The organism is Marinobacter sp. bablab_jr003 (assembly GCF_016464245.1).
Classification (GTDB): Bacteria; Pseudomonadota; Gammaproteobacteria; order Pseudomonadales; family Oleiphilaceae; genus Marinobacter; species Marinobacter vinifirmus.
This window is the reverse complement of sequence record NZ_JADARC010000046.1, coordinates 49,925-69,401: the sequence shown is the minus strand read 5'-3', so window position 1 is coordinate 69,401 and position 19,477 is coordinate 49,925. Positions and strand designations below refer to the sequence as shown.

Genomic DNA, 19,477 nt, shown 5'->3' with positions numbered 1-19,477 from the left:
AAACGTTACAATCTTTTGCAGAAAACTCGCGCCGTAATCATTGCCTTTTCACCGACTGTGCTATGATTTTCAGCAAACTATAGAAGAATTCTGTAACAACACCTGAGGTTGCGGTTCTCGTGCAGGGAATGCGCAGCGAAAAGGCTTTTGCTGTAACGAACACTGGAGATATAAAAATGTCAGGGAAATTCCTTGCGCGTGCGTCGGCGTTGTCGCTGGCTGTATTTTTGGCGGCTTGTGGGGGGGATGAGAATTCGACGCCTCTTGTTTCCGGTACCAATACACCAAACCAGCCGAACAACGATTCAGCTAACGGTGGAGCGGATACTACTCCCGATGCAACCGCAGAAGAAACCGTCGTCCTTGGCTCGGGTGAAGGCGATGCATTCATAGAGGGCTCAATCACTAGCGAGGTCACCAGCCTTCCGCCTCGGGGAACAACTTCACTTAATGTTTCAATTGCTAACGCATCAGACGGAAACTCTTTGATAGCCGACCGAGATATACAGGTCAGCTTTAGGTCTGGCTGCCTGACTAACGGAACAGCTTCGATCAATTCCCCCATCGTAACCGGCTCAGGGATCGCGCAGACCACGTACACCGCCAATGGCTGCACCCCCACAGATACCGTTACAGCATTCATTGAAGGCGAGCAAGCCACAGCCAGCATAGTTCTCAACATTGACGGTGCAGAGGCAGACAGAATCGTTTCCAACGATCCAGAATATACATCTATCGCACCTTCAGGCTCAGGATCCTCTGCAAGGCCATCTGAATCAGAGGTTAGCTTTCAAGTTGTTGACCAAGCCGGAGATCCCGTACCCGGTGTAACTGTGAACTTCAGAATTTCTGGTGACACTCCATCACCAGAGCTACCAGTAACCATTGACCCAGCACAAGCAACTTCAGACAGCAATGGCAATGTCTCGACACTAGTGATCGCTGGATCCGACTCGACAGTAGTGAGGGTAATCGCAGGCATTGAGAAGTCCGATGGAAGCTTGAGCGAAACCCAGTCGCAACCAATTGCAATCAACTCGACTATTCCTGTTGAGTCTGGGCTGACCCTTGCCGCAAGCAACCTCATTCCTGACGCTCAGTTTACAGCAGGTATTGAGGTCGATTTCACTGTCTTCGCAACTGACAAGAATGGCCAAAACGTCAGGGGCAACACAACAATCAACTTCACGTCCACAGGCGGATCGATAACCCCCGAATGCCAATTGAACGAAGATGGTGCCTGCACAGTTATTTGGCGTAGCCAAGCACCGTGGCTAACAAAACCCGAAATAACTGCAACCACAATTGGCGAGCTAACCGCAGGCGGTGTCGGCTCGATATCCCAGACTGGCAGCCTCTTCATTTCCAGCTCTAAGAATCCAACAGTTACTTTAGCCCCAGGCGCAAAAGCTGGGGAGTACTGCGCTTCCGTTTCCGTTGAGGATGCTGCTGGAACTCTAATTCACCCACCAACCGGAACAGAAGTCGCGTTTTCAATTAGTAGCACTGGAGAGATTCTTTCAGCAGAGACTACAAAAACTGTCCGCGGATCCTCTCTTCCCGACAATGAAAGTGCATACTCCGCTTGCGTATTCGCCCAGCGTTCTGACGATACTGTACCAGCGAAGCTTACTGTTACCGTTACAACGCCGGGCGAAACAGTAGCAGAGGACTTGCTCGACATTTAAGACTAAAGATCTTAACCAGCAAAAAGCCCGGCCTCAGCGCCGGGCTTTTTGCTTACACCCAAACTTTCCGCGTTAATACGCCCCTTCTGATTTCAACGGGCGCCCTGCCCACCATCGCACACTGCCATCTTGTGATAGACTCAAAAATCGAACAGTACCGGAGCCCATGATGCTGCGTGAGCAAGGCGATTCTCGAGTTATTAAGCCAGACACCGCATTGGGGAGAGCACTCACAGATGTTTTGAGGTTCTGACGAACAGTTATCAAGGTAAAGAGTCATGACAGTGACTTGTGAGCAACGATTACTCTATCGTGTCGGCACAACACCGCTTGAGAAAGCAAATGAGGATGCAAAATCTCTTGCAGAGCTACTTTGGTTTACCGAGTACCGGCCAACGATGCCTGAATTGAACCAAGTGCGATCGGAGATAACCTCCGAGGAATTCCAACGCTTACTGTGCGTTTTAGAACTGCTAAGCCAGTACCCAGTGTGCCCTCGCGACAAAGCGGAAAGGCTTCAGCAGCTAACTCGCCGCTTTCATAGTCTTTTGTTGGGCGACAAAGGCCCACAGCCGCGCGGGAGATACTCTCCCAGCAAGCGATGGAAGCTTAGCGACAAAACTGAAGCCTTTCGAAAGGCCCTTCTACCAATGCAAACCCGAACCTACGCAGATTCAACGGGCCGGCATCATGGGCTGAGCATTTAATTGCACGTCCGCTGACAGTCAACGCAACGGGCCTTTTTGCTTACACCCCAACTTTCCGCGATAATACGCCCCTTCTGATTTCAACGGGCGCCCTGCCCTGTATCCATTCTCCTGAACACCGAGTCATCTGACGCATGAAAGAGACCGTATCCGAGCTTCTCCAGTCTGCACTGGCCGCCCTGCAATCCGAAGGCACCCTGCCGGCTGACCAGACCTTTACCCCCCAGGTGGGTAACACCAAGGACAAATCCCACGGCGATTACGCCTGCAACATTGCCCTGATGGCCGCCAAGTCGGCTGGCTGCCCGCCACGAAAGCTGGCCGAGGCACTGGTGGCGGCGTTGCCGGAGAGTTCAGCGGTTGAGAAGGTGGAAATTGCCGGGCCGGGCTTTATTAACTTTTTCATGAGCACCGCCAGCGCGTTCGGCATTGTGAACAGCATTCTGGATGAAGCGGAGCAGTTCGGCCGCAACAACACCGGCAAGGGCGAGAAGGTTCAGGTGGAGTTTGTGTCTGCCAACCCCACCGGCCCACTGCACGTGGGCCACGGCCGTGGCGCCGCGATTGGCGACTGCCTGTGCCGCCTGCTAGAAGCCAACGGTTACGACGTTACCCGGGAGTTCTACTACAACGACGCCGGTGCCCAGATCAACAACCTGGCCCTGTCGGTTCAGTCCCGCGTTAAGGGCCTGACTCCAGAAGACGAAAGCTGGCCGGAAGACGGCTACCGGGGCGACTACATTGTCGACGTAGCCAACGCCTATATGGCCGGCGAAACCGTGATTGCCGACGACCGGGAAGTGACCGCCAAGGCCGACCCGGACGACCAGGACGCCATCCGCGAATTCGCCGTAGCTTACCTGCGCCGGGAACAGGACCTGGACCTGAAAGCCTTTGGCGTTCAGTTCGATGTGTATTTCCTGGAATCGTCCCTTTACGAAGATGGCAAAGTAGAAGCCACCGTTGAGCGCCTGAAAGCCAACGGCTACACCTACGAACAGGACGGCGCCATGTGGCTGAAAACCACCGAGTTTGGCGACGACAAAGACCGGGTTATGCGCAAAAAGGATGGCGGCTACACCTACTTCCTGCCGGATGTGGCCTATCATCTGGACAAGTGGCAGCGTGGCTTTACCACCGTGATCAACGAACAGGGTGCAGACCACCACTCCACCGTGACCCGCGTGCGCGCCGGCCTGCAGGCACTGAAAGCCGGCATCCCACAGGGCTGGCCGGACTACGTTCTGCACCAGATGGTGATGGTGACCCGCTCCGGCCAGGAAGTGAAAATCTCCAAGCGGGCCGGCAGCTACGTAACCGTACGGGACCTGATCGACGAAGTGGGCCGCGACGCTACCCGATTCTTCCTGGCCGCGCGCCGCGTGGATTCCCAGTTGACCTTCGATATCGACCTGGCCCGCTCCCAGACCAATGAAAACCCGGTGTATTACATCCAGTATGCCCACGCCCGGATTTGCAGCGTACTGCGCAAGTTGGCCGCCGAAGGCGTACAGCGGGGCCTGAACGAGTGTGTGGGCGATTTGAGCCTGCTGACTCTGGATGAAGAAAAAGAACTGGCCAATCAGCTGGCGAAATACCCGGAGCTGATTGCCAACTCCGCCGCCCAGCGCGAGCCGCACCACCTCACCCACTACCTGCGTGAGCTGGCCGGGCAGTTCCACACCTACTACAACGCCCACAAGGTGTTGATTGAAGACACTGCCCTGCGGGACGCCCGTGTGAGCCTTTACCTGGCAGTACGCCAGGTGATTGCCAACGGCCTGGACTTGCTGGGCGTGAGCGCACCGGAAGAGATGTAAACCGGCCATGGCCAGAGACTACGCCAAAAAGGATCGCCCCGCGGGCAAAGGCGCCGCTGCCCCCAGGCAGAAGACCGCCGCCCGCAAGGCATCAAAACCCAAGCGCAGCGCCCCTGCGCACAGGCAGCACGGGAGCTTGTCCTTGAAGTGGGTTCTGTCTCTGGCCGCTGTTGGTGGCTTTATCGGTTTTATTGTTTACCTGAACACCCTGCCTGTAGGCCCGGAAGCGCCGAAACAGGCAGCGCCGGCCCAGCAACAAGCAAGCCCTGCAGCCACCAAGGCCAGGCAGGACGCTGCCCGGCAAAAAGAGCAGAATTTCCGCTTCTATGAAATGCTGCCGGAATCTGAGGTGGTGCCTCCGAAAGTACAGGAGTACACCCCGGGCCCGGCCAAAACGGCGTTCGACTACATCCTCCAGTCCGGCTCCTTCCGCAGCAAGGAAGACGCTGAGCGCCAGCGTGCCCAGATTGCCTTCCAGGGCCTTCGCGCCCACGTTCAGCAGATCACACAGGATAATGGCGGCATTTGGTACCGGGTGAATGTCGGCCCGTTCACCTCTCGCAGCCAGATGAATTCGGCTGTGGACAAGCTGGTGTCCATCAATATCCAGCCTTTGGTTCGTAAAGTTCCCAAAGAAGGCTGAAGCTTCCGACACAACCTCTTAAGGCGCGGGGGGCTTGCCTGCGGGCCAGCACATTGCTCGGGGACAGGTTTGGGGGCGGCTTTCCAAAAATTTGCGGAGCCATGGATGGCGGAGCAGAAGCGCCACAGGGATGTGCCGCAAGGAGCGGTTTTTGGAAAGCCGCCCCCAAACCTGTCCCTCCCCCCGCGACCAAAGCCGCCAAACCTGGGCCACTTGAATTCCCGCCAGCTGCCTCCATAAACCTGAAATACGATTTTTCACACAGGCAACTGGAGCCAAAATGACTACCATAGTTTCCGTCCGCCGGGACGACGAAGTCGCCATGGGCGGCGATGGCCAGGTTTCTCTGGGCAACACCGTCATGAAAGGGAACGCCCGCAAAGTGCGCCGTTTGTACAACGGCCAGGTTATTGCCGGGTTTGCCGGTGGCACTGCAGACGCCTTTACCCTTTTTGAACGCTTTGAAGCCCAGCTGGAGAAACACCAGGGCAACCTCACCCGCGCTGCGGTGGAGCTGGCCAAAGACTGGCGTAGTGACCGTGCTCTTCGCAAGCTGGAAGCCTTGCTGGCCGTGGCCGACAAGACTGCGTCGCTGATTATTACCGGTAACGGTGATGTCATCGAGCCGGAACAGGGCCTGATTGCCATTGGTTCCGGCGGGGCCTTTGCCCAGGCGGCGGCACGGGCACTGCTCGAGAATACCGATATGAGCGCCCACGAGATTGCAGAGAAGGCGTTGGAGATTGCCGGCGACATCTGCATCTACACCAACCAGAACCGCACTCTGGAAGTGCTGCCCATCAAAGACTGACCGGAGCGACCATGTCTGCAATGACTCCCCGTGAAATTGTTCACGAACTTAACAAACACATCGTGGGCCAGCAGGAAGCCAAGCGTGCCGTGGCCATTGCCCTGCGTAACCGCTGGCGCCGGATGCAGCTGGACAGCAGCCTGCGTGACGAGATTACCCCCAAGAATATCCTGATGATCGGCCCCACCGGTGTGGGTAAAACCGAGATTGCCCGCCGCCTGGCGAAGCTGGCCGATGCGCCCTTCCTGAAGGTAGAAGCCACCAAGTTTACCGAAGTGGGCTACGTGGGCCGGGATGTGGAGTCCATTATCCGGGACCTGGCGGATATGGCCGTGAAGATGCTCCGCGAGAAGGAGATGAAACGGCACGAAAACCGTGCCCTGGACGCGGCCGAAGACCGCATTCTGGATGCCCTGCTACCGCCGGCGCGGGATTTCAACGAAGACAGCCAGCGTACCAGCAACGATTCCGCCACTCGCCAGATGTTCCGCAAGAAACTGCGCGAAGGTGAGCTGGACGACAAGGAAATCGAGATCGACCTGCGCAGCAGCGGCGCCGGCGTTGAGATTATGGCGCCTCCCGGCATGGAGGAGATGACCAACCAGCTGCAGAGCATGTTCTCCAACCTGTCTTCCGACAAGCGCAAGACCCGGAAGATGAAGGTGGCAGACGCCCTGAAACTGGCCAAGGACGAGGAAGCCGCCAAGCTGGTGAACGAGGAAGAGATCAAACAGAAAGCGCTGTTGGCCGTTGAGCAGAACGGCATCGTGTTTCTCGACGAGATCGACAAGGTGGCCAAGCGTTCCGAGAACACCTCGTCTGACGTCTCCCGTGAAGGCGTACAGCGTGACTTGCTGCCGCTGATCGAGGGCAGCACCGTAAGCACCAAGTATGGTGCCGTGCGTACCGATCACATCCTGTTCATCGCCTCCGGTGCGTTCCACCTGTCCAAGCCGTCGGACCTGATTCCGGAACTGCAGGGCCGTCTGCCGATCCGGGTAGAGCTACAAGCGCTGACCCCGGACGACTTCAAGCGCATCCTGACCGAGCCGGACGCGTCTCTGGTGCAGCAGTATGAAGCCCTGATGGGCACCGAAGGCGTGAAGCTGACGTTTGCAGACGATGCCATTGCCCGTATTGCGGAAGTGGCCTACAAGGTGAACGAAACCACCGAAAACATCGGCGCCCGCCGCTTGCATACGGTACTGGAGCGCCTACTGGAAAGCCTGTCGTACGATGCCGGCGACAAGGTAACCGAGGTGTTCGAAGTCACCGCCGCCTATGTCGACGAGAAACTGGGCGAGTTGGCAGAAGACGAAGACCTGAGCCGGTATATCCTGTAAGCCGACAGCCAGGTAAGCAAAAGGCCGGAGGGGTTGTCCCGTCCGGCCTTTTTTGTGCCAGCTTGCCAGGCAGCCATTCAGAAAGCGGACTTTAAACCGGACATTTAACGCCTAAAAAGCAGCTCTCTCCTGCCACCGACTCACACCAAAACCTTTATTTATGGGCACTCACTGTGGCATTGTGGAACTTTCAAAGCGGACATTAAACCGGACACTCCTGACAAAGCTCGACCAGAATATACCAAGGACTGTGTATGACTTCATTTATGGACCTGGCCCCGTTCGTACCGCAGGAAGAGGCGCTGATTAAGCACGAGCTTCTGGACCTTGCCAGCACGCTGAACCGTGAAGCCGCCAAACTGACCGGCCGGCTGGCCGACGAAACGGCCGTAACTATCCGAAAGCACATGGCGGTGATCAATTCCTACTACTCGAATTTGATCGAAGGTAATCGAACCCTTCCCCATGAAATACGGGAAGCCCAGCGGGGCGATTTCAGCCACGATCCGGTGGCCAGAGACCACCAGCTGGAATCTATCGCACACATTGCTGTCCAGGACTGGGTTCAGGAGCAGAATCCGGATCTTGACCGGGTATGCTCAACGGGCTTTCTGAGAGAGTTACACGAGCGCTTTTACCGGGATTTACCCGAGTCGCTTCGAATCATGAAATCCGGGAACGGAGAGGAGCGATGGGTAGAACCAGGCAGGTTCCGAAGACAGTCTGTCACAGTCGGCCGGCACCTGCCCCCGCCTGCGGAACATATCGAACAGCTTGTGTCTCAGGCATGCGAGCATTATTCGGGCAAGCTTTACTCTGGCGACAAGCGTTTTATCGCCCTGGCGTGTGCCCACCATCGTCTACTCTGGATTCACCCGTTCCTGGATGGCAATGGCCGTGTTATCCGGCTCTGGACCGACGCGGCATGGAAGGCAGCCGGGCTGGAAAGTATCGGGGTCTGGTGTCTTAGCCGGGGCCTCGCGCGGCAGTCGGATAGCTATAAGGCAAAGCTGGCCCGCGCGGACTTCCCTCGCCAGGGCAACCATGATGGCCGAGGATACCTCAGCGAAACGGAATTGGCGTTATTCGCCAGATTCATGCTTGAGACTGCCAGGGATCAGGTGGCTTACATTGCCGGCTTGCTTGATCTTAGCGGGATGCAGAAACGCATTCGCAGTTATGTTCAGGCGAGAAATGAAGGCCGAATTCCGGGCGTTGACGGAGCACTGAAACCGGAAGCTTCACAGATTCTGTTCCAGGCCTTCATTCAGGGCGCGCTCGAACGCTCCACCGCACTGGAAATGACCGGCGCGTCCGAAAGCCGCACAGCACGAAGGCTCATCAAGCAGTTGAAAGACGACGGGCTGCTGAGTGAAACCAGCAGTCGATCCCCTCTGAAATGGGAAATCCCGGAACATGCGGAACCTTACTACTTCCCGCAGCTTGCTCCCGGTATCTGACTATCGATCAAAGGACAGAAGAGTCACAGGCCCTACTGGGCCCGGGAAAACAGATGGGTAACGTTACTGATCCCGCTGGCCAGTTTGCCCTTCTCGGCCTGCTTCTTGCGGCCCTTGGCCACGTACAGAGGTAACAGTTCGCCATACAGGCTGGTGGAGATGGTGCGCTGCTCGTCTTCCAGGCGGTCCCGGCGTAGTTTGATGCCGTATTTCGCCAATTTTGGCTCCAGTTCATCGGCCCGGCTGAGCAAGTCCCGCCTGGTCATCTGGTAGGCGTGTTCACACACCATGCGGCGGCTCTGGAAGCTGAATACGTTGGAGAAGAACAGCTTGGCATCGTCCCGGGTGGGTTCGAACAGCAGGATGTCTTTGTCCGGGTAATCCCGGGCGTATTGGGCAATGCCCGACTGCATTCTCGAATAAACCATGGTGCGGAACATCTGGGACAGCAGGTTGGGCATGCCCGAGCGGGTGAGATCGCCCGGCTGCATGGTGCCTGCCCGCACGGCCGCGCTGGCATCGATGGGCACTTGCGGATTCACCGCCAGCACCAGGTCCGCACCATCCTCGAAAGCGACCGATGCATGCAGGCCTTTTCTCAGGGTGCCGTCTACATAGTACCGGCCGTCTACGTCTACCGGCACATACAAGCCCGGAGAGGCCGTGCTGGCCTGTACCGCCCTGGAAATGGGCACGTGGTCGAAACCCGGCGCTCCGAAACACACGGCTTCGGTACTTTCTACATCGGCAGCCACCACGTACAGCCGGTGCTTCAGTTGCCGGAAGTCGTTAGTGCGCCCCAGCATGGTGAAGGCCCGGCGCAGGTAATCATGAAGACCTTCGTTGTCGAACAACCCCGCCGGGGCCGCCTGGGCCAGGATGGTCATGGCCTCCAGCAGGCTCTGGTCGTAGGGGTTGTTGACGAAACGGCTGATGGCGGTGGAGATCAGCTTCGGCACGGCCAGCAAGCGGTTACCGTATTCCCGGAGCGCCGGGCGGTAGAACACTTCCGGATGGAAGGGATGCACTTCGGCTTCATTGCGCACAAAGATCCGGCACAGCTGGGCGGTGGTCACCTGGTTGGCCAGGTTGGCGGCCACAAAGGAGCCGGAGTTCACGCCTACGTACACGTCCACATTATTGAAGTCGAGGCCGTCCAGCGCTTCATCCAGCGCCCGCAGGGCACCGATTTCATAAATACCGCCCAATGGGCCGCCGCCGCCAAGGGCTAGGCCTATGCGTGGTGCGGATTTAAGCTCGGTCGACTGCTTCATCGGCTGTCCTTCACGGTTACTGCAGCGAATTTACCCTACTAACCTAACAACGGTTTTTAGAGTGCGCACCCTATAACCACCGGAAAATCAGGAAACGGCCTGTTCCGCCAGTGCAACGGGAGAGGACTTCACCGGCCGCAGGTAGCGGCCGAAACCGGCATTTCGGATGGCCAGGTCAACGCAGCTCTTGATCACATGGGGAGAGTCCAGCAGCAATACATCTTCCAGCAACTGGATCGCCCATTCCCGATCGATACTGCGAATAACCGATTTCACCTTGGGCAGACTGGCTGCGTTCATAGACAGGGAATCGTAGCCCATGGCCATCAGCAACAAGGCACCGCCCGGATCACCGGCCAGCTCGCCACAGATGCCTACCGGTTTGCCAACGGAGTGGGCATCCTGTGCAATCCGTACGAGTGCCTGCAGCACGGCCGGGTGGTAAGAGTGGTAAAGCTGGGCCACGCGGGGGTTGTTTCGGTCGACCGCCAGCAGGTACTGGGTGAGGTCGTTGGAACCGACCGACAGGAAGTCCACCCGCTCGGCCAGTTCGCGAATCTGGTAAACCGCAGCCGGCACTTCCACCATCACGCCCACCTTGGGCATGTGGATGTCGTAACCTTCTTCCCGAACCTCGTGGTAAACCCGGTAAATCAGGTGCAGGGACTCCTCCACCTCGGAAATGTTGCTGATCATGGGCAGCATGATCTGCAGATTGTTCAGGCCCTCGCTGGCCTTGAGCATGGCCCGCACCTGTACCAGGAAGATTTCCGGGTGGTCCAGGGTAACCCGGATGCCACGCCAGCCCAGGAACGGGTTTTCTTCCTGGATGGGGAAATAGGTCAAGGCCTTGTCGCCGCCGATGTCCAGGGTACGCATGGTAACCGGGTTGGGGGCGAAGGCTTCCAGCTGCTCCCGATAATATTCCCGCTGCTCCTGCTCGGAGGGGAAGCGGTCCTTGATCATAAACGGCACTTCGGTTCGGTACAGACCAATACCCTCGGCGCCATGGGAAAGCGACCGCAATACATCGGTCATCAGGCCGGTATTCACCAGCAACGCGACCCGGTGGCCGTCGGTGGTTTCACAGGGTTTGTCCCGCAGGGCTTCCAGGCCGCGAATCAGCTCGTTTTCTTCGTCGCAAATAGCCTGGTAGAAGGCCCGCAGATCCGCCGAGGGCGAGGCGAAAATCTGCCCTTCGAAACCGTCGACAATCAGTTCCCTGCCATCCAGCTGGTTCACCGGAATATCCACCAGGCCCATCACCGTGGGCACACCCATGGCCCGGGCCAGGATGGCCACGTGGGAGTTACTGGAGCCTTTTACGGATACCAGACCCACAAGCTGGCCTTTGGGTACTTCCCCGAGCATAGCCGGAGTGATTTCGTCACTGACCAGTATCGTATGCTCGGGATATTCCAGGTGTTTCTGCTCACCTTCCTGCAAGTGTGACAGCAGGCGGCGGCCGAGATCCCGGATATCCACTACCCGCTCCTGCAGGTAGTGGTCGTCCATCATCTCGAAATGCCGGATGTACTGCTGAACCACCTGCTTAAGGGCGCCCTGAGCCCAGGTACCCTCGCGGATTTTGTTGACCACCTCGCCGGGCAGGGCTTCGTCGCTGAGCATGCGCAGATACACATCGAACAGTGCCTGCTCTTCCGGTCGCAGCTGGGACGCCAGCCGGTTCGCTACCCGTTCGATATCTTCCCGTACTGCCTGCACGGCGGACTGGAACAGCGCCAGTTCCTGCTCGATCTCCTCGGTAGGCTTCTCGGGCACCAGGTCCAGGTCTGCCGCCGGATACACAACTACGCCGGTGCCAATGGCCACGCCCGGAGCACCAGGCACGCCGTTGAAGCTGACGTCCTGGGTTTCTTCACCGGTAAGCGACAGGCCGCTGATCGCGCCCGTGGCTTCACTGTGCGCGATCACCCCGGCCAGTTGGGCTGATACGGTAACCAGGAATGCTTCTTCCCCTTCATCAAAGCACCGGGAGCTTTCCCGCTGCTGGACGACCAGCACGCCAAGTACGCGGCGGTGGTGGATAATGGGCACACCGAGGAAGGAACGGAATCGTTCCTCACCGGTTTCAGGAAAGTAGCGGTAGCGCGGATGGGAAGGGGCGTCTTCCAGGTTGATGGGTTCTTCGCGGGAACCCACCAGGCCAACAAGACCCTCAGAATAGGCCAGGCTGACCTTGCCCACAGAATCCTTGTACAGGCCTTCTGTGGCCATCAGGATGTAACGGTTGGAGGCCGGGTCCAGCAGGTAAACGGAGCAGACCTCGGTGTTCATGGCTTTCTGCACCCGCGATACGATGATCTCCAGCGCCTCGTTCAGATCGCGGGCGCTGTTCACCTCTTGTACTAGACTTCGCAGGATGCTCAGCATGGAGTCAGTCCGTCATTTCTGATGTTCCTTCAACGCCGGTTCTGCTCACTCCGATGCCACTGTTCCATGTTATGGAACAGTCTGGGAGCCAGTTCTCTCAGCGCACGTCTGTATACTTCTCTCTTGAATGAGACCACCTGCCCCAACGGATACCAGTAGCTTACCCACTGCCAGCCGTCGAACTCCGGTGAATCCGTGCCATCCACGCGTACATGCGCGTCTGGCGATAACATCCTCAGCAGGAACCATTTCTGTTTTTGCCCCACACAAACGGGGTGCGAGTTGTGGCGTACCATCCTTCGCGGAAGACGGTATCGCAGCCAGCCCCGGGTGCAGCTGATGATTTCCACATCGCTGGCACTGAGGCCGATTTCCTCTCCAAGCTCCCGATACAGCGCGTCTTCCGGTGATTCATTGTGCTTGATACCACCCTGCGGAAACTGCCAGGAGTCCTGCCCTATTCGCCTTGCCCAGAGAACTTCTCCCCTGTGGTTGGCCAGAATGATTCCGACGTTGGGTCTGAAACCGTCTGAGTCGATCACGGCACAGTCCTCGTTAAAGTCGGCTGCCGGTTAATTTGTAACCGGCGGAAATTGTCCAAGTTGCTCTCATTCTTACAGAATCCCAAGGGTTCGGCAAACGGAGCCGTTGGCGGCAGGTCATGCTAGACTGTGCGCCTTGCTACGAAGCCTGTAACGATGGGAGGAAACGGCTTGACGCTCGCAATTTTTGATCTGGACAACACCCTGCTCAATGGTGACAGCGACCACGCATGGGGTGAGTTTCTGGTGGAAGAAGGCATGGTGGATGCCGAAGAGTACAAGCGGGCCAATGACCGCTTCTATGAGGAATACCTGAACGGCGAGCTGGACGTTTTCCACTATCAGCGTTTTGTACTGGCGCCGTTAACCCGGCACAGCATGGATGAGCTGGAAAGCTGGCGCGAAGCCTTTATGGCCAAGAAAGTTCAGCCGATGATGCAGGACAAGGCCGCGAAACTGCTGGCAGAGCACCGCGAGCAGGGTCATACGCTGATGATCATCACCGCCACTAACCGATTTATTACCGAACCGATTGCCGAGTTACTGGGCGTAGACCACCTGATTGCCACGGAACCGGAGCTGGTAAACGGCAAGTTCACCGGCGAAGTGGCGGGTACGCCGAGTTTCCAGGAAGGCAAGGTGGTGCGGCTGAATGACTGGCTGGCCGCCCATAACGAGAGCCTGGACGGCGCATGGTTCTACAGCGATTCCCACAATGATTTGCCGCTGCTAAAACAGGTGGCGAATGCGGTGGCGGTGGACCCGGACCCGACGCTGGAGAAGACGGCTATCGAGAATGGCTGGGCGGTGATGTCGCTGCGGGATTGATCGTAGCTGGTGCTACCGCACCGGTCGTGGGCAGGTAGGTCCTTCCGGGATACGCTGTGAATACGTCCATGTACGCTCGACAAAATCATCCATGATTTTGACGATCCCGGAAGGACCTACCTGCCCATGACCTACCTTGGGACTAGCGTGCCTATCACAAAAACCCGGTAAGAGAGCGCACAAAGCACGACTTGATATAGTCGGTCTCCGGAATCCCCGGCACGATCGGATGATCAGGTGCCTGATGGCCCTGCTCCAACAGCTGCACAAACCGGTCAATCTTGCGGCCGCTGCCCCGAATAATGTCGATCAGCTTTTCCTGGGACAAATGCATGGAGCAAGATGCGGATACCAGCAATCCATCACGCTCCAGCAAGCGCAGTCCGAGCTGGTTCAGCCTGGCATAGGCCTGTTCACCCGCTTTCTGATCCCGGCGGCGGGGAATGAGTGCGGGCGGGTCCAGCACTACGATGTCGAACTTCTCTTTCTCGTCCGCCAGGGCTTTCAGGGCGTCGAAAGCATCGCCTTCAATCGTATCCACATTCTCCAGCCCGTTCAGTTTGGCATTGTGATGCACCGCATCCACTGCCGATGAAGACGCGTCTACACAGGTCACCTGGGATGCACCCGCACAAGCCGCTTGAATACCCCAACCACCCACGTAGCTGAACACATCCAGCACCTTCTTGCCGGGCGCATAGGCCTGAAGGCGCTGGCGGTTCATGCGGTGGTCGTAGAACCAGCCGGTTTTCTGGCCGCCAGCCAATGGCACTTCAAAGCGGGCGCCGTTTTCTTCTACCAGAACGGTGTCGGCTTCCGGGCCATGAGCAAATTCCACGTAGGTATCCAGACCTTCCACCTTGCGCATCTTGCCATCGTTTTTCAGCACGATAATGCGGGCATGGGCCAGGCGCTGAACGGCTCGCACGATGGCGTCTTTCATTTGCTCCATGCCGGCGGTGGAGATTTGCACCACGACTACGTCGTCAAAGCGGTCAACCACCAGACCAGACAAGCCATCGCTGTCGCCAAAGACCCAGCGGTAGAACGGTTTGTGAAACAATCTTTCCCGCAGACTCAGTGCTGCCTCCATGCGGTCGGTTAAGCGCTTCGGCGTCATGCCATGGTCCGCCTCCCGGCTGATCAGCCGGCCGCAAATCAACGCATGAGGATTCACAAAGGCGATACCCATGGGCTTGTCATTCGAAGCACGCACCTGCACCTGCGAGCCAGGTTCAAACCCCGGCAGCGGGCTACGCTTGGTGTCCACCTCATTGCTGTAAACCCACAAGTGGCCGGCACGGAGACGGCGTTCTGCGCCTTTGCGCAGGTACAGAACGGGAAAGTCCATCAATGATTATTCCTCAGCGGCCACGTGTTCTGCGTACGCCGCAGCATCCATCAGGCCGTCAAGCTCGCCTTCATCGGCCAGCTTCACCTTGAACATCCAGCCATCGCCATACGGGTCTTCATTGACGATTTCCGGCTCGTCTTCAAGCTTTTCATTGATCTCGATAACCTCACCGGTCACCGGGCTGAATACGTCAGACGCTGACTTAACGGATTCCGCCACACCGGCTTCCTCACCACCGTTAACAGTCACGCCGACCTCGGGCACGCCGATGTAGACCACATCGCCCAGTTGCTCCTGGGCAAAGTCGGTGATGCCCACGGTAGCCGTGCCGTCAGCCTCTACCCGCACCCATTGGTGAGTCTCGATGTATTTCAGATCTGCAGGAATGTCGCTCATGATTTGTGTGTCCTGTTGAAATTTTCCGCGCAGTTTAACCGAAGAGATTAGTTCCAGCGAATGCTCCGGGCCAGCTTCACGAACGCGTTCAGGTAATCCACGGCTTCGTCGCGCTCCCGGAAGCCCAGAAAGATCTGTTTGGGCATGCCCTGCTGGCCCAGTTTCAGGGCTTTTATAGGCAGGTTGCGGGCATATTCATCCACCAGCCACCGGGGCAGTGCACTCACGCCTCGCCCTGCGGCCACCATCTGCAACATGATGTCAGTGGTTTCAATGGTTTTATGCCGAGCCGGACCAGTATGGGCGGGCAGGAAGAACCGGGTAAAAATGTCTAGGCGCTCGACCGCAACCGGATAGGTAATGAGGGTTTCCTGCTCGAGCTGATGGGGTTCTACCCAGTGCTCGCCCGCCAGCGGATGGGTTTCGGGGACGACCAGCACCTGCTCATAATCGAATACCGGCTCGAAACACACGCCGGGCTTGTGCAGCGGGTCCGGGGTCACCAGCAGGTCGATGTCATGGCCGAACAACGCGCCCATGCCACCGAACTGGAACTCCTGTTTTACATCCACATCGACATCCGGCCATTGCTGCAAGTAGGGGCCGACGACCTTCAACAGCCATTGGTAACAGGGATGGCATTCCATACCCACCCGCAAGCTGCCTCGCTGGCCTTTGGCAATCTGGCGGATCTGCATTTCTGCATGCTCAAACTGTGGCAGCAACCGATTCGCCAGCCCCAGCAGCTGATTGCCGGCCTGGGTAAACCGCAACTGACGGCCTTCGCGAAGCCAGACCGGAGTGCCCAGCTGTTGCTCCAGCTTACGCATCGAGTGAGACAGCGCCGACTGGGTGAGGTGCAGCTGCTCCGCTGCAGCAGTGAGCGAGCCCTGACGCTCAACCGCGCGCAATATTTCCAGGTGATGCCGTTCGATCATGACCAATCCGTGAATAATATTCATTGAATGCTGAAATAATACCATTTTTATTCATGCTGTCACCCACCTAACCTTTGCCCTTCTGATTCAACACACAGGATTCAAGGATTCGATCATGGCAATCACACACAACCTGGGCTTTCCCCGCATAGGCAGTCAGCGGGAGCTGAAATTTGCACTGGAAAGTTACTGGGCTGGCCGGCAGACCGAGCAGGAATTAGCCATCACAGCCGCCGAACTGCGACGACGCCACTGGCAGCAACAAGCAGGGCTGGATTTCGTGCCCGTAGGGGATTTTTCCCTGTACGACCAGGTGCTGGACATGTCCGTTACCCTGGGCAACCTGCCTGAGAGAGCCACAGGCAAGCAAGGCTCGGAGCTGGACGCCTATTTCCGCGCCGCCCGGGGCCGAGGCGCCAATGACAGCCCCTGTTGCGCCACCGCGGCGGGCGAGATGACCAAGTGGTTCGACACCAACTATCACTACATTGTGCCGGAGTTTACCGCCGACACCCGCTTTGAACTGAACCCCGAACGCCTGCTGAGCCAGTTGGCCGAGGCGCAGGCACAGGGCGTTAAGGCCAAACCCGTGATCATTGGCCCGGTGACCTATCTCTGGCTGGGTAAAACCTCCGATGGCAGCAACCGGCTGGACTTGCTGGAACGCCTGCTGCCTGCGTATTCGCAACTGCTGGAAGCCCTGGCCGATGCCGGCGCTGACTGGGTACAGATTGATGAACCGGCCCTGGTGACCGACCTGGACGCCAACTGGCGCTATGCCTTCAATCTGGCCTATCACCAGCTCAAGGCCAATCGCCCGAAACTGCTGCTGGCCACCTACTTCGGAGAACTCCGGGACAACCTGCAACTGGCCTGCGAACTGCCGGTGGCCGGGCTGCACATTGATGCCGTGAGCGCACCGGCAGAAGTCAGCCGGGTGGCGGACTGGCTGCCGAGCCACAAGATTCTCTCGCTGGGCGTGATCAATGGCCGCAACATCTGGAAATCCGACCTGAACAATATTCTGGACTGGCTCGAACCACTGAACGAAAAGCTGGGCGAGCGCCTGTGGCTGGCGCCCTCCTGTTCACTGCTGCACGTGCCGGTCGACCTGGCCCGTGAGCAGGAGCTGGAAACCGAAATCCGTAGCTGGCTGGCCTTTGCAGTGCAGAAACTCGATGAGCTGCAAACGCTTGCAAAAGCACTTAACGAAGGTCGCACCGCCGTGCGCAGCGAACTGGCTGAAAACCGTATCGCCATCGAAAGCCGTCGCAGATCCAGCCGGGTAACCAACCCTACCGTTCAAAAAGCCGTTGCTGCGGTAACGCCAGAGCTGGGTAATCGCCAAAGCCCCTACCCCCAGCGAATCGCCAAACAACGGCAAATTCTTAGCCTGCCGGCATTCCCGACCACCACCATTGGCTCCTTCCCGCAAACTCCGGAAATCCGCCAGGCCCGCCTGCAGTTCCGCAAAGGCGAGCTGAGCGGCACCCAATACACCGAGCAAATGCAGGCAGAAATCGCCCGTTGCATCGAAGCGCAGGAAAAACTGGGGCTGGATGTGTTGGTGCACGGCGAACCCGAGCGCAACGACATGGTGGAATACTTCGGTGAACAGCTGGATGGCTACGCCTTTACGCGCTTCGGCTGGGTACAGTCCTATGGCTCCCGCTGCGTGAAACCGCCCATTCTGTTTGGCGACATTCGCCGGCCCAGGGCAATGACTGTGGACTGGATCCGCTACGCCCAGTCTCTCACCGACAAACCGGTGAAGGGTATGCTGACCGGCCCGGTGACCATTCTGAACTGGTCCTTCGTGCGGGACGATCAGCCAAGAAAAGACTCCTGCCTGCAACTGGCCCTGGCCATTCGCGAGGAAGTGCAGGATCTGGAGAAAGCCGGCGTGAATATCATCCAGATCGACGAAGCCGCCCTGCGCGAAGGCCTGCCGTTGCGGCAGTCAGACTGGGCAAACTACCTGGACTGGGCCATCAACAGCTTCCGCATCGCTGCCAATGGCGTGGAAGACGGCACCCAGATCCACACCCATATGTGCTATTCGGAGTTCAACGACATCATCGAAGCCATCGCCCGCATGGATGCCGATGTGATCACCATTGAAACCTCGCGGTCAGATATGGAACTGCTGGATGCCTTCCGGAACTTTGAATACCCGAACGATATCGGGCCGGGCGTGTATGACATCCACTCGCCCAACATTCCGGACAAGGACCACATCATCAACCTGATGACCCTGGCGGCAGAGCGCATCCCGGCAGAGCGGCTGTGGATTAACCCGGATTGCGGATTGAAAACCCGCAAGTGGGAGGAAGTGACGCCGGCGCTGGAGACAATGGTGGCGGCTGCGCAAGCACTGCGGGCCTGACACTCGCGCACAGTTTTGTCCCTATATGTTACAAACCGGCGTGCAGGTCAGCCATTGGGAATATATAGGGACATCTTGATCGGCTAGTAGCCGGCGCTACCTTCATCCAGGTTGAACCGGAACTGCTCTGCGCGGCAGACTTTTGTGGCGATGTTGCCGGAAGGATCGAGCTCAAACCAACGGTAGCCCGGGGCTAGCGGTTCTACCGCAAAATCTGTGGAACCTCGCGCAAACTGAATACAGGTCGACGGAGAGGCCATTAGCTGCACGCCGTTGCGCTGCTGCTGAAGCTCCTGATGAATGTGCCCCCAGAGCACGCATCTGACGTTCGTGTGCCGGTCGATCACCTGCCAGAAAGCCTCACGGTTTTTGAGGCCTATCTGGTTCATCCAGTCCGAGCCGATATCGACGGGGTGATGGTGCAGGCAAACCATGGTAGGCAAGCCCGAGTGTTCCGACAGGGTTTGGTCCAGAAACGCCAATTCGTCCGCCGAAAGCTCTCCATGCACTTTCCCGTGTACGGAGGAATCCAGCATAACGAAGTGCCAGCCCCCAAGCACAAACTGCCGGCGCCGGGCGTCGAATTCATCAGCAACGGCGTACATGGTGACTGAGTCATCGTGATTGCCGGCAATCCAGGCAGACGGGCACTGAAAAGCCTCCAGTTTCTGTCCGAAATAATGGTAGGAAGCCACGGAAGCATCCTGGCTGATATCGCCGGTGGCCAGAATCAGGTCAGGCTGGCCATGGCTGCGCAGAGCCTCTTCAATGACGGCCGACAGGCTTTCGCGGGTGTTCACCCCCAGCAGGGCACCATCTTCCCGTGCCATCAGGTGCGGGTCTGTCAGCTGTAAGACTTTTAGCGGGCGGGCAGATTGGTGGTCAGACATTCA

At 57.8% G+C, this 19,477-nt stretch carries 15 protein-coding genes; 8 read left to right on the top strand and 7 right to left on the bottom strand.

Features of this window, described 5'->3' with window-relative positions; all coding sequences use genetic code 11:
• The first annotated feature begins 128 nt into the window (after positions 1 to 128).
• From H3Z84_RS05540 to H3Z84_RS05515, 6 genes are all read left to right on the top strand, one after another.
• Positions 129 to 1,688, top strand: coding sequence for a hypothetical protein (locus tag H3Z84_RS05540; protein ID WP_199456774.1), 1,560 nt, complete (start codon positions 129 to 131; stop codon positions 1,686 to 1,688).
• Positions 1,689 to 2,529: 841 nt separating this feature from the next.
• Entirely contained in the window at positions 2,530 to 4,215 is a 1,686-nt protein-coding gene (argS, locus tag H3Z84_RS05535; protein ID WP_199456773.1) for an arginine--tRNA ligase, read from the top strand.
• A 7-nt stretch (positions 4,216 to 4,222) separates the two neighbouring features.
• Positions 4,223 to 4,858 (top strand): SPOR domain-containing protein, encoded by a 636-nt coding sequence (locus tag H3Z84_RS05530; RefSeq protein ID WP_199456772.1) that lies wholly within the window; start codon positions 4,223 to 4,225, stop codon positions 4,856 to 4,858.
• Positions 4,859 to 5,138: 280 nt separating this feature from the next.
• Positions 5,139 to 5,669: an ATP-dependent protease subunit HslV gene (gene hslV / locus H3Z84_RS05525; RefSeq protein WP_022990117.1), complete on the top strand. Its 531-nt coding sequence runs from the start codon at positions 5,139 to 5,141 to the stop codon at positions 5,667 to 5,669.
• A gap of 11 nt (positions 5,670 to 5,680) precedes the next feature.
• Positions 5,681 to 7,012 carry an ATP-dependent protease ATPase subunit HslU gene (gene hslU / locus H3Z84_RS05520; protein ID WP_058341517.1) on the top strand — a complete coding sequence of 444 codons (1,332 nt, stop codon included), beginning with the start codon at positions 5,681 to 5,683 and terminating at the stop codon, positions 7,010 to 7,012.
• 254 nt (positions 7,013 to 7,266) lie between these two features.
• The gene (locus H3Z84_RS05515) at positions 7,267 to 8,472 is read left to right on the top strand and encodes a Fic family protein (RefSeq protein ID WP_199456771.1); all 1,206 of its coding nucleotides are present in this window, start codon (positions 7,267 to 7,269) and stop codon (positions 8,470 to 8,472) included.
• A 32-nt stretch (positions 8,473 to 8,504) separates the two neighbouring features.
• Here the strand turns inward: H3Z84_RS05515 and H3Z84_RS05510 are convergent, their stop codons facing one another.
• From H3Z84_RS05510 to H3Z84_RS05500, 3 genes are all read right to left on the bottom strand, one after another.
• A complete protein-coding gene (locus H3Z84_RS05510) occupies positions 8,505 to 9,746 on the bottom strand; it encodes a patatin-like phospholipase family protein (RefSeq protein ID WP_199456770.1) in 1,242 nt (413 codons plus the stop codon).
• Positions 9,747 to 9,833: 87 nt separating this feature from the next.
• Entirely contained in the window at positions 9,834 to 12,140 is a 2,307-nt protein-coding gene (gene ptsP, locus H3Z84_RS05505) for a phosphoenolpyruvate--protein phosphotransferase (protein ID WP_199456769.1), read from the bottom strand.
• 29 nt (positions 12,141 to 12,169) lie between these two features.
• Positions 12,170 to 12,682, bottom strand: a complete 513-nt coding sequence (locus H3Z84_RS05500; protein ID WP_022989890.1) for an RNA pyrophosphohydrolase — start codon at positions 12,680 to 12,682, stop codon at positions 12,170 to 12,172.
• A 171-nt stretch (positions 12,683 to 12,853) separates the two neighbouring features.
• On the opposite strand from H3Z84_RS05500, the gene H3Z84_RS05495 reads away from it, so the two are divergent.
• Entirely contained in the window at positions 12,854 to 13,510 is a 657-nt protein-coding gene (locus H3Z84_RS05495) for an HAD family hydrolase (protein WP_199456768.1), read from the top strand.
• A 154-nt stretch (positions 13,511 to 13,664) separates the two neighbouring features.
• On the opposite strand, the gene H3Z84_RS05490 is transcribed toward H3Z84_RS05495, so the two are convergent.
• Genes H3Z84_RS05490 through H3Z84_RS05480 form a run of 3 tightly spaced genes read right to left on the bottom strand, consistent with a single transcriptional unit; the run spans position 13,665 to position 16,198 of the window.
• Positions 13,665 to 14,861 (bottom strand): class I SAM-dependent rRNA methyltransferase, encoded by a 1,197-nt coding sequence (locus H3Z84_RS05490; protein ID WP_199456767.1) that lies wholly within the window; start codon positions 14,859 to 14,861, stop codon positions 13,665 to 13,667.
• 6 nt (positions 14,862 to 14,867) lie between these two features.
• Positions 14,868 to 15,260, bottom strand: a complete 393-nt coding sequence (gene gcvH, locus H3Z84_RS05485) for a glycine cleavage system protein GcvH (RefSeq protein WP_153741312.1) — start codon at positions 15,258 to 15,260, stop codon at positions 14,868 to 14,870.
• A 47-nt stretch (positions 15,261 to 15,307) separates the two neighbouring features.
• Positions 15,308 to 16,198, bottom strand: a complete 891-nt coding sequence (locus tag H3Z84_RS05480; protein WP_199456766.1) for a LysR family transcriptional regulator — start codon at positions 16,196 to 16,198, stop codon at positions 15,308 to 15,310.
• Between the two features lie 115 nt (positions 16,199 to 16,313).
• Between H3Z84_RS05480 and metE the strand changes: the two genes are divergently transcribed.
• The gene (gene metE, locus H3Z84_RS05475; RefSeq protein ID WP_199456765.1) at positions 16,314 to 18,584 is read left to right on the top strand and encodes a 5-methyltetrahydropteroyltriglutamate--homocysteine S-methyltransferase; all 2,271 of its coding nucleotides are present in this window, start codon (positions 16,314 to 16,316) and stop codon (positions 18,582 to 18,584) included.
• An 83-nt stretch (positions 18,585 to 18,667) separates the two neighbouring features.
• On the opposite strand, the gene cpdA is transcribed toward metE, so the two are convergent.
• Positions 18,668 to 19,474, bottom strand: a complete 807-nt coding sequence (cpdA, locus tag H3Z84_RS05470) for a 3',5'-cyclic-AMP phosphodiesterase (protein ID WP_199456764.1) — start codon at positions 19,472 to 19,474, stop codon at positions 18,668 to 18,670.
• Positions 19,475 to 19,477: the final 3 nt, after the last annotated feature.

Bases quoted from the DNA above. Each gene is read 5' to 3' on its own strand.
- H3Z84_RS05540 (WP_199456774.1), top strand. From the start codon at position 129: ATGCGCAGCGAAAAGGCTTTTGCTGTAACGAACACTGGAGATATAAAA.
- argS (WP_199456773.1), top strand. From the start codon at position 2,530: ATGAAAGAGACCGTATCCGAGCTTCTCCAGTCTGCACTGGCCGCCCTG.
- H3Z84_RS05530 (WP_199456772.1), top strand. From the start codon at position 4,223: ATGGCCAGAGACTACGCCAAAAAGGATCGCCCCGCGGGCAAAGGCGCC.
- hslV (WP_022990117.1), top strand. From the start codon at position 5,139: ATGACTACCATAGTTTCCGTCCGCCGGGACGACGAAGTCGCCATGGGC.
- hslU (WP_058341517.1), top strand. From the start codon at position 5,681: ATGTCTGCAATGACTCCCCGTGAAATTGTTCACGAACTTAACAAACAC.
- H3Z84_RS05515 (WP_199456771.1), top strand. From the start codon at position 7,267: ATGACTTCATTTATGGACCTGGCCCCGTTCGTACCGCAGGAAGAGGCG.
- H3Z84_RS05510 (WP_199456770.1), bottom strand. From the start codon at position 9,746: ATGAAGCAGTCGACCGAGCTTAAATCCGCACCACGCATAGGCCTAGCC.
- ptsP (WP_199456769.1), bottom strand. From the start codon at position 12,140: ATGCTGAGCATCCTGCGAAGTCTAGTACAAGAGGTGAACAGCGCCCGC.
- H3Z84_RS05490 (WP_199456767.1), bottom strand. From the start codon at position 14,861: ATGGACTTTCCCGTTCTGTACCTGCGCAAAGGCGCAGAACGCCGTCTC.
- gcvH (WP_153741312.1), bottom strand. From the start codon at position 15,260: ATGAGCGACATTCCTGCAGATCTGAAATACATCGAGACTCACCAATGG.
- H3Z84_RS05480 (WP_199456766.1), bottom strand. From the start codon at position 16,198: ATGATCGAACGGCATCACCTGGAAATATTGCGCGCGGTTGAGCGTCAG.
- metE (WP_199456765.1), top strand. From the start codon at position 16,314: ATGGCAATCACACACAACCTGGGCTTTCCCCGCATAGGCAGTCAGCGG.
- cpdA (WP_199456764.1), bottom strand. From the start codon at position 19,474: ATGTCTGACCACCAATCTGCCCGCCCGCTAAAAGTCTTACAGCTGACA.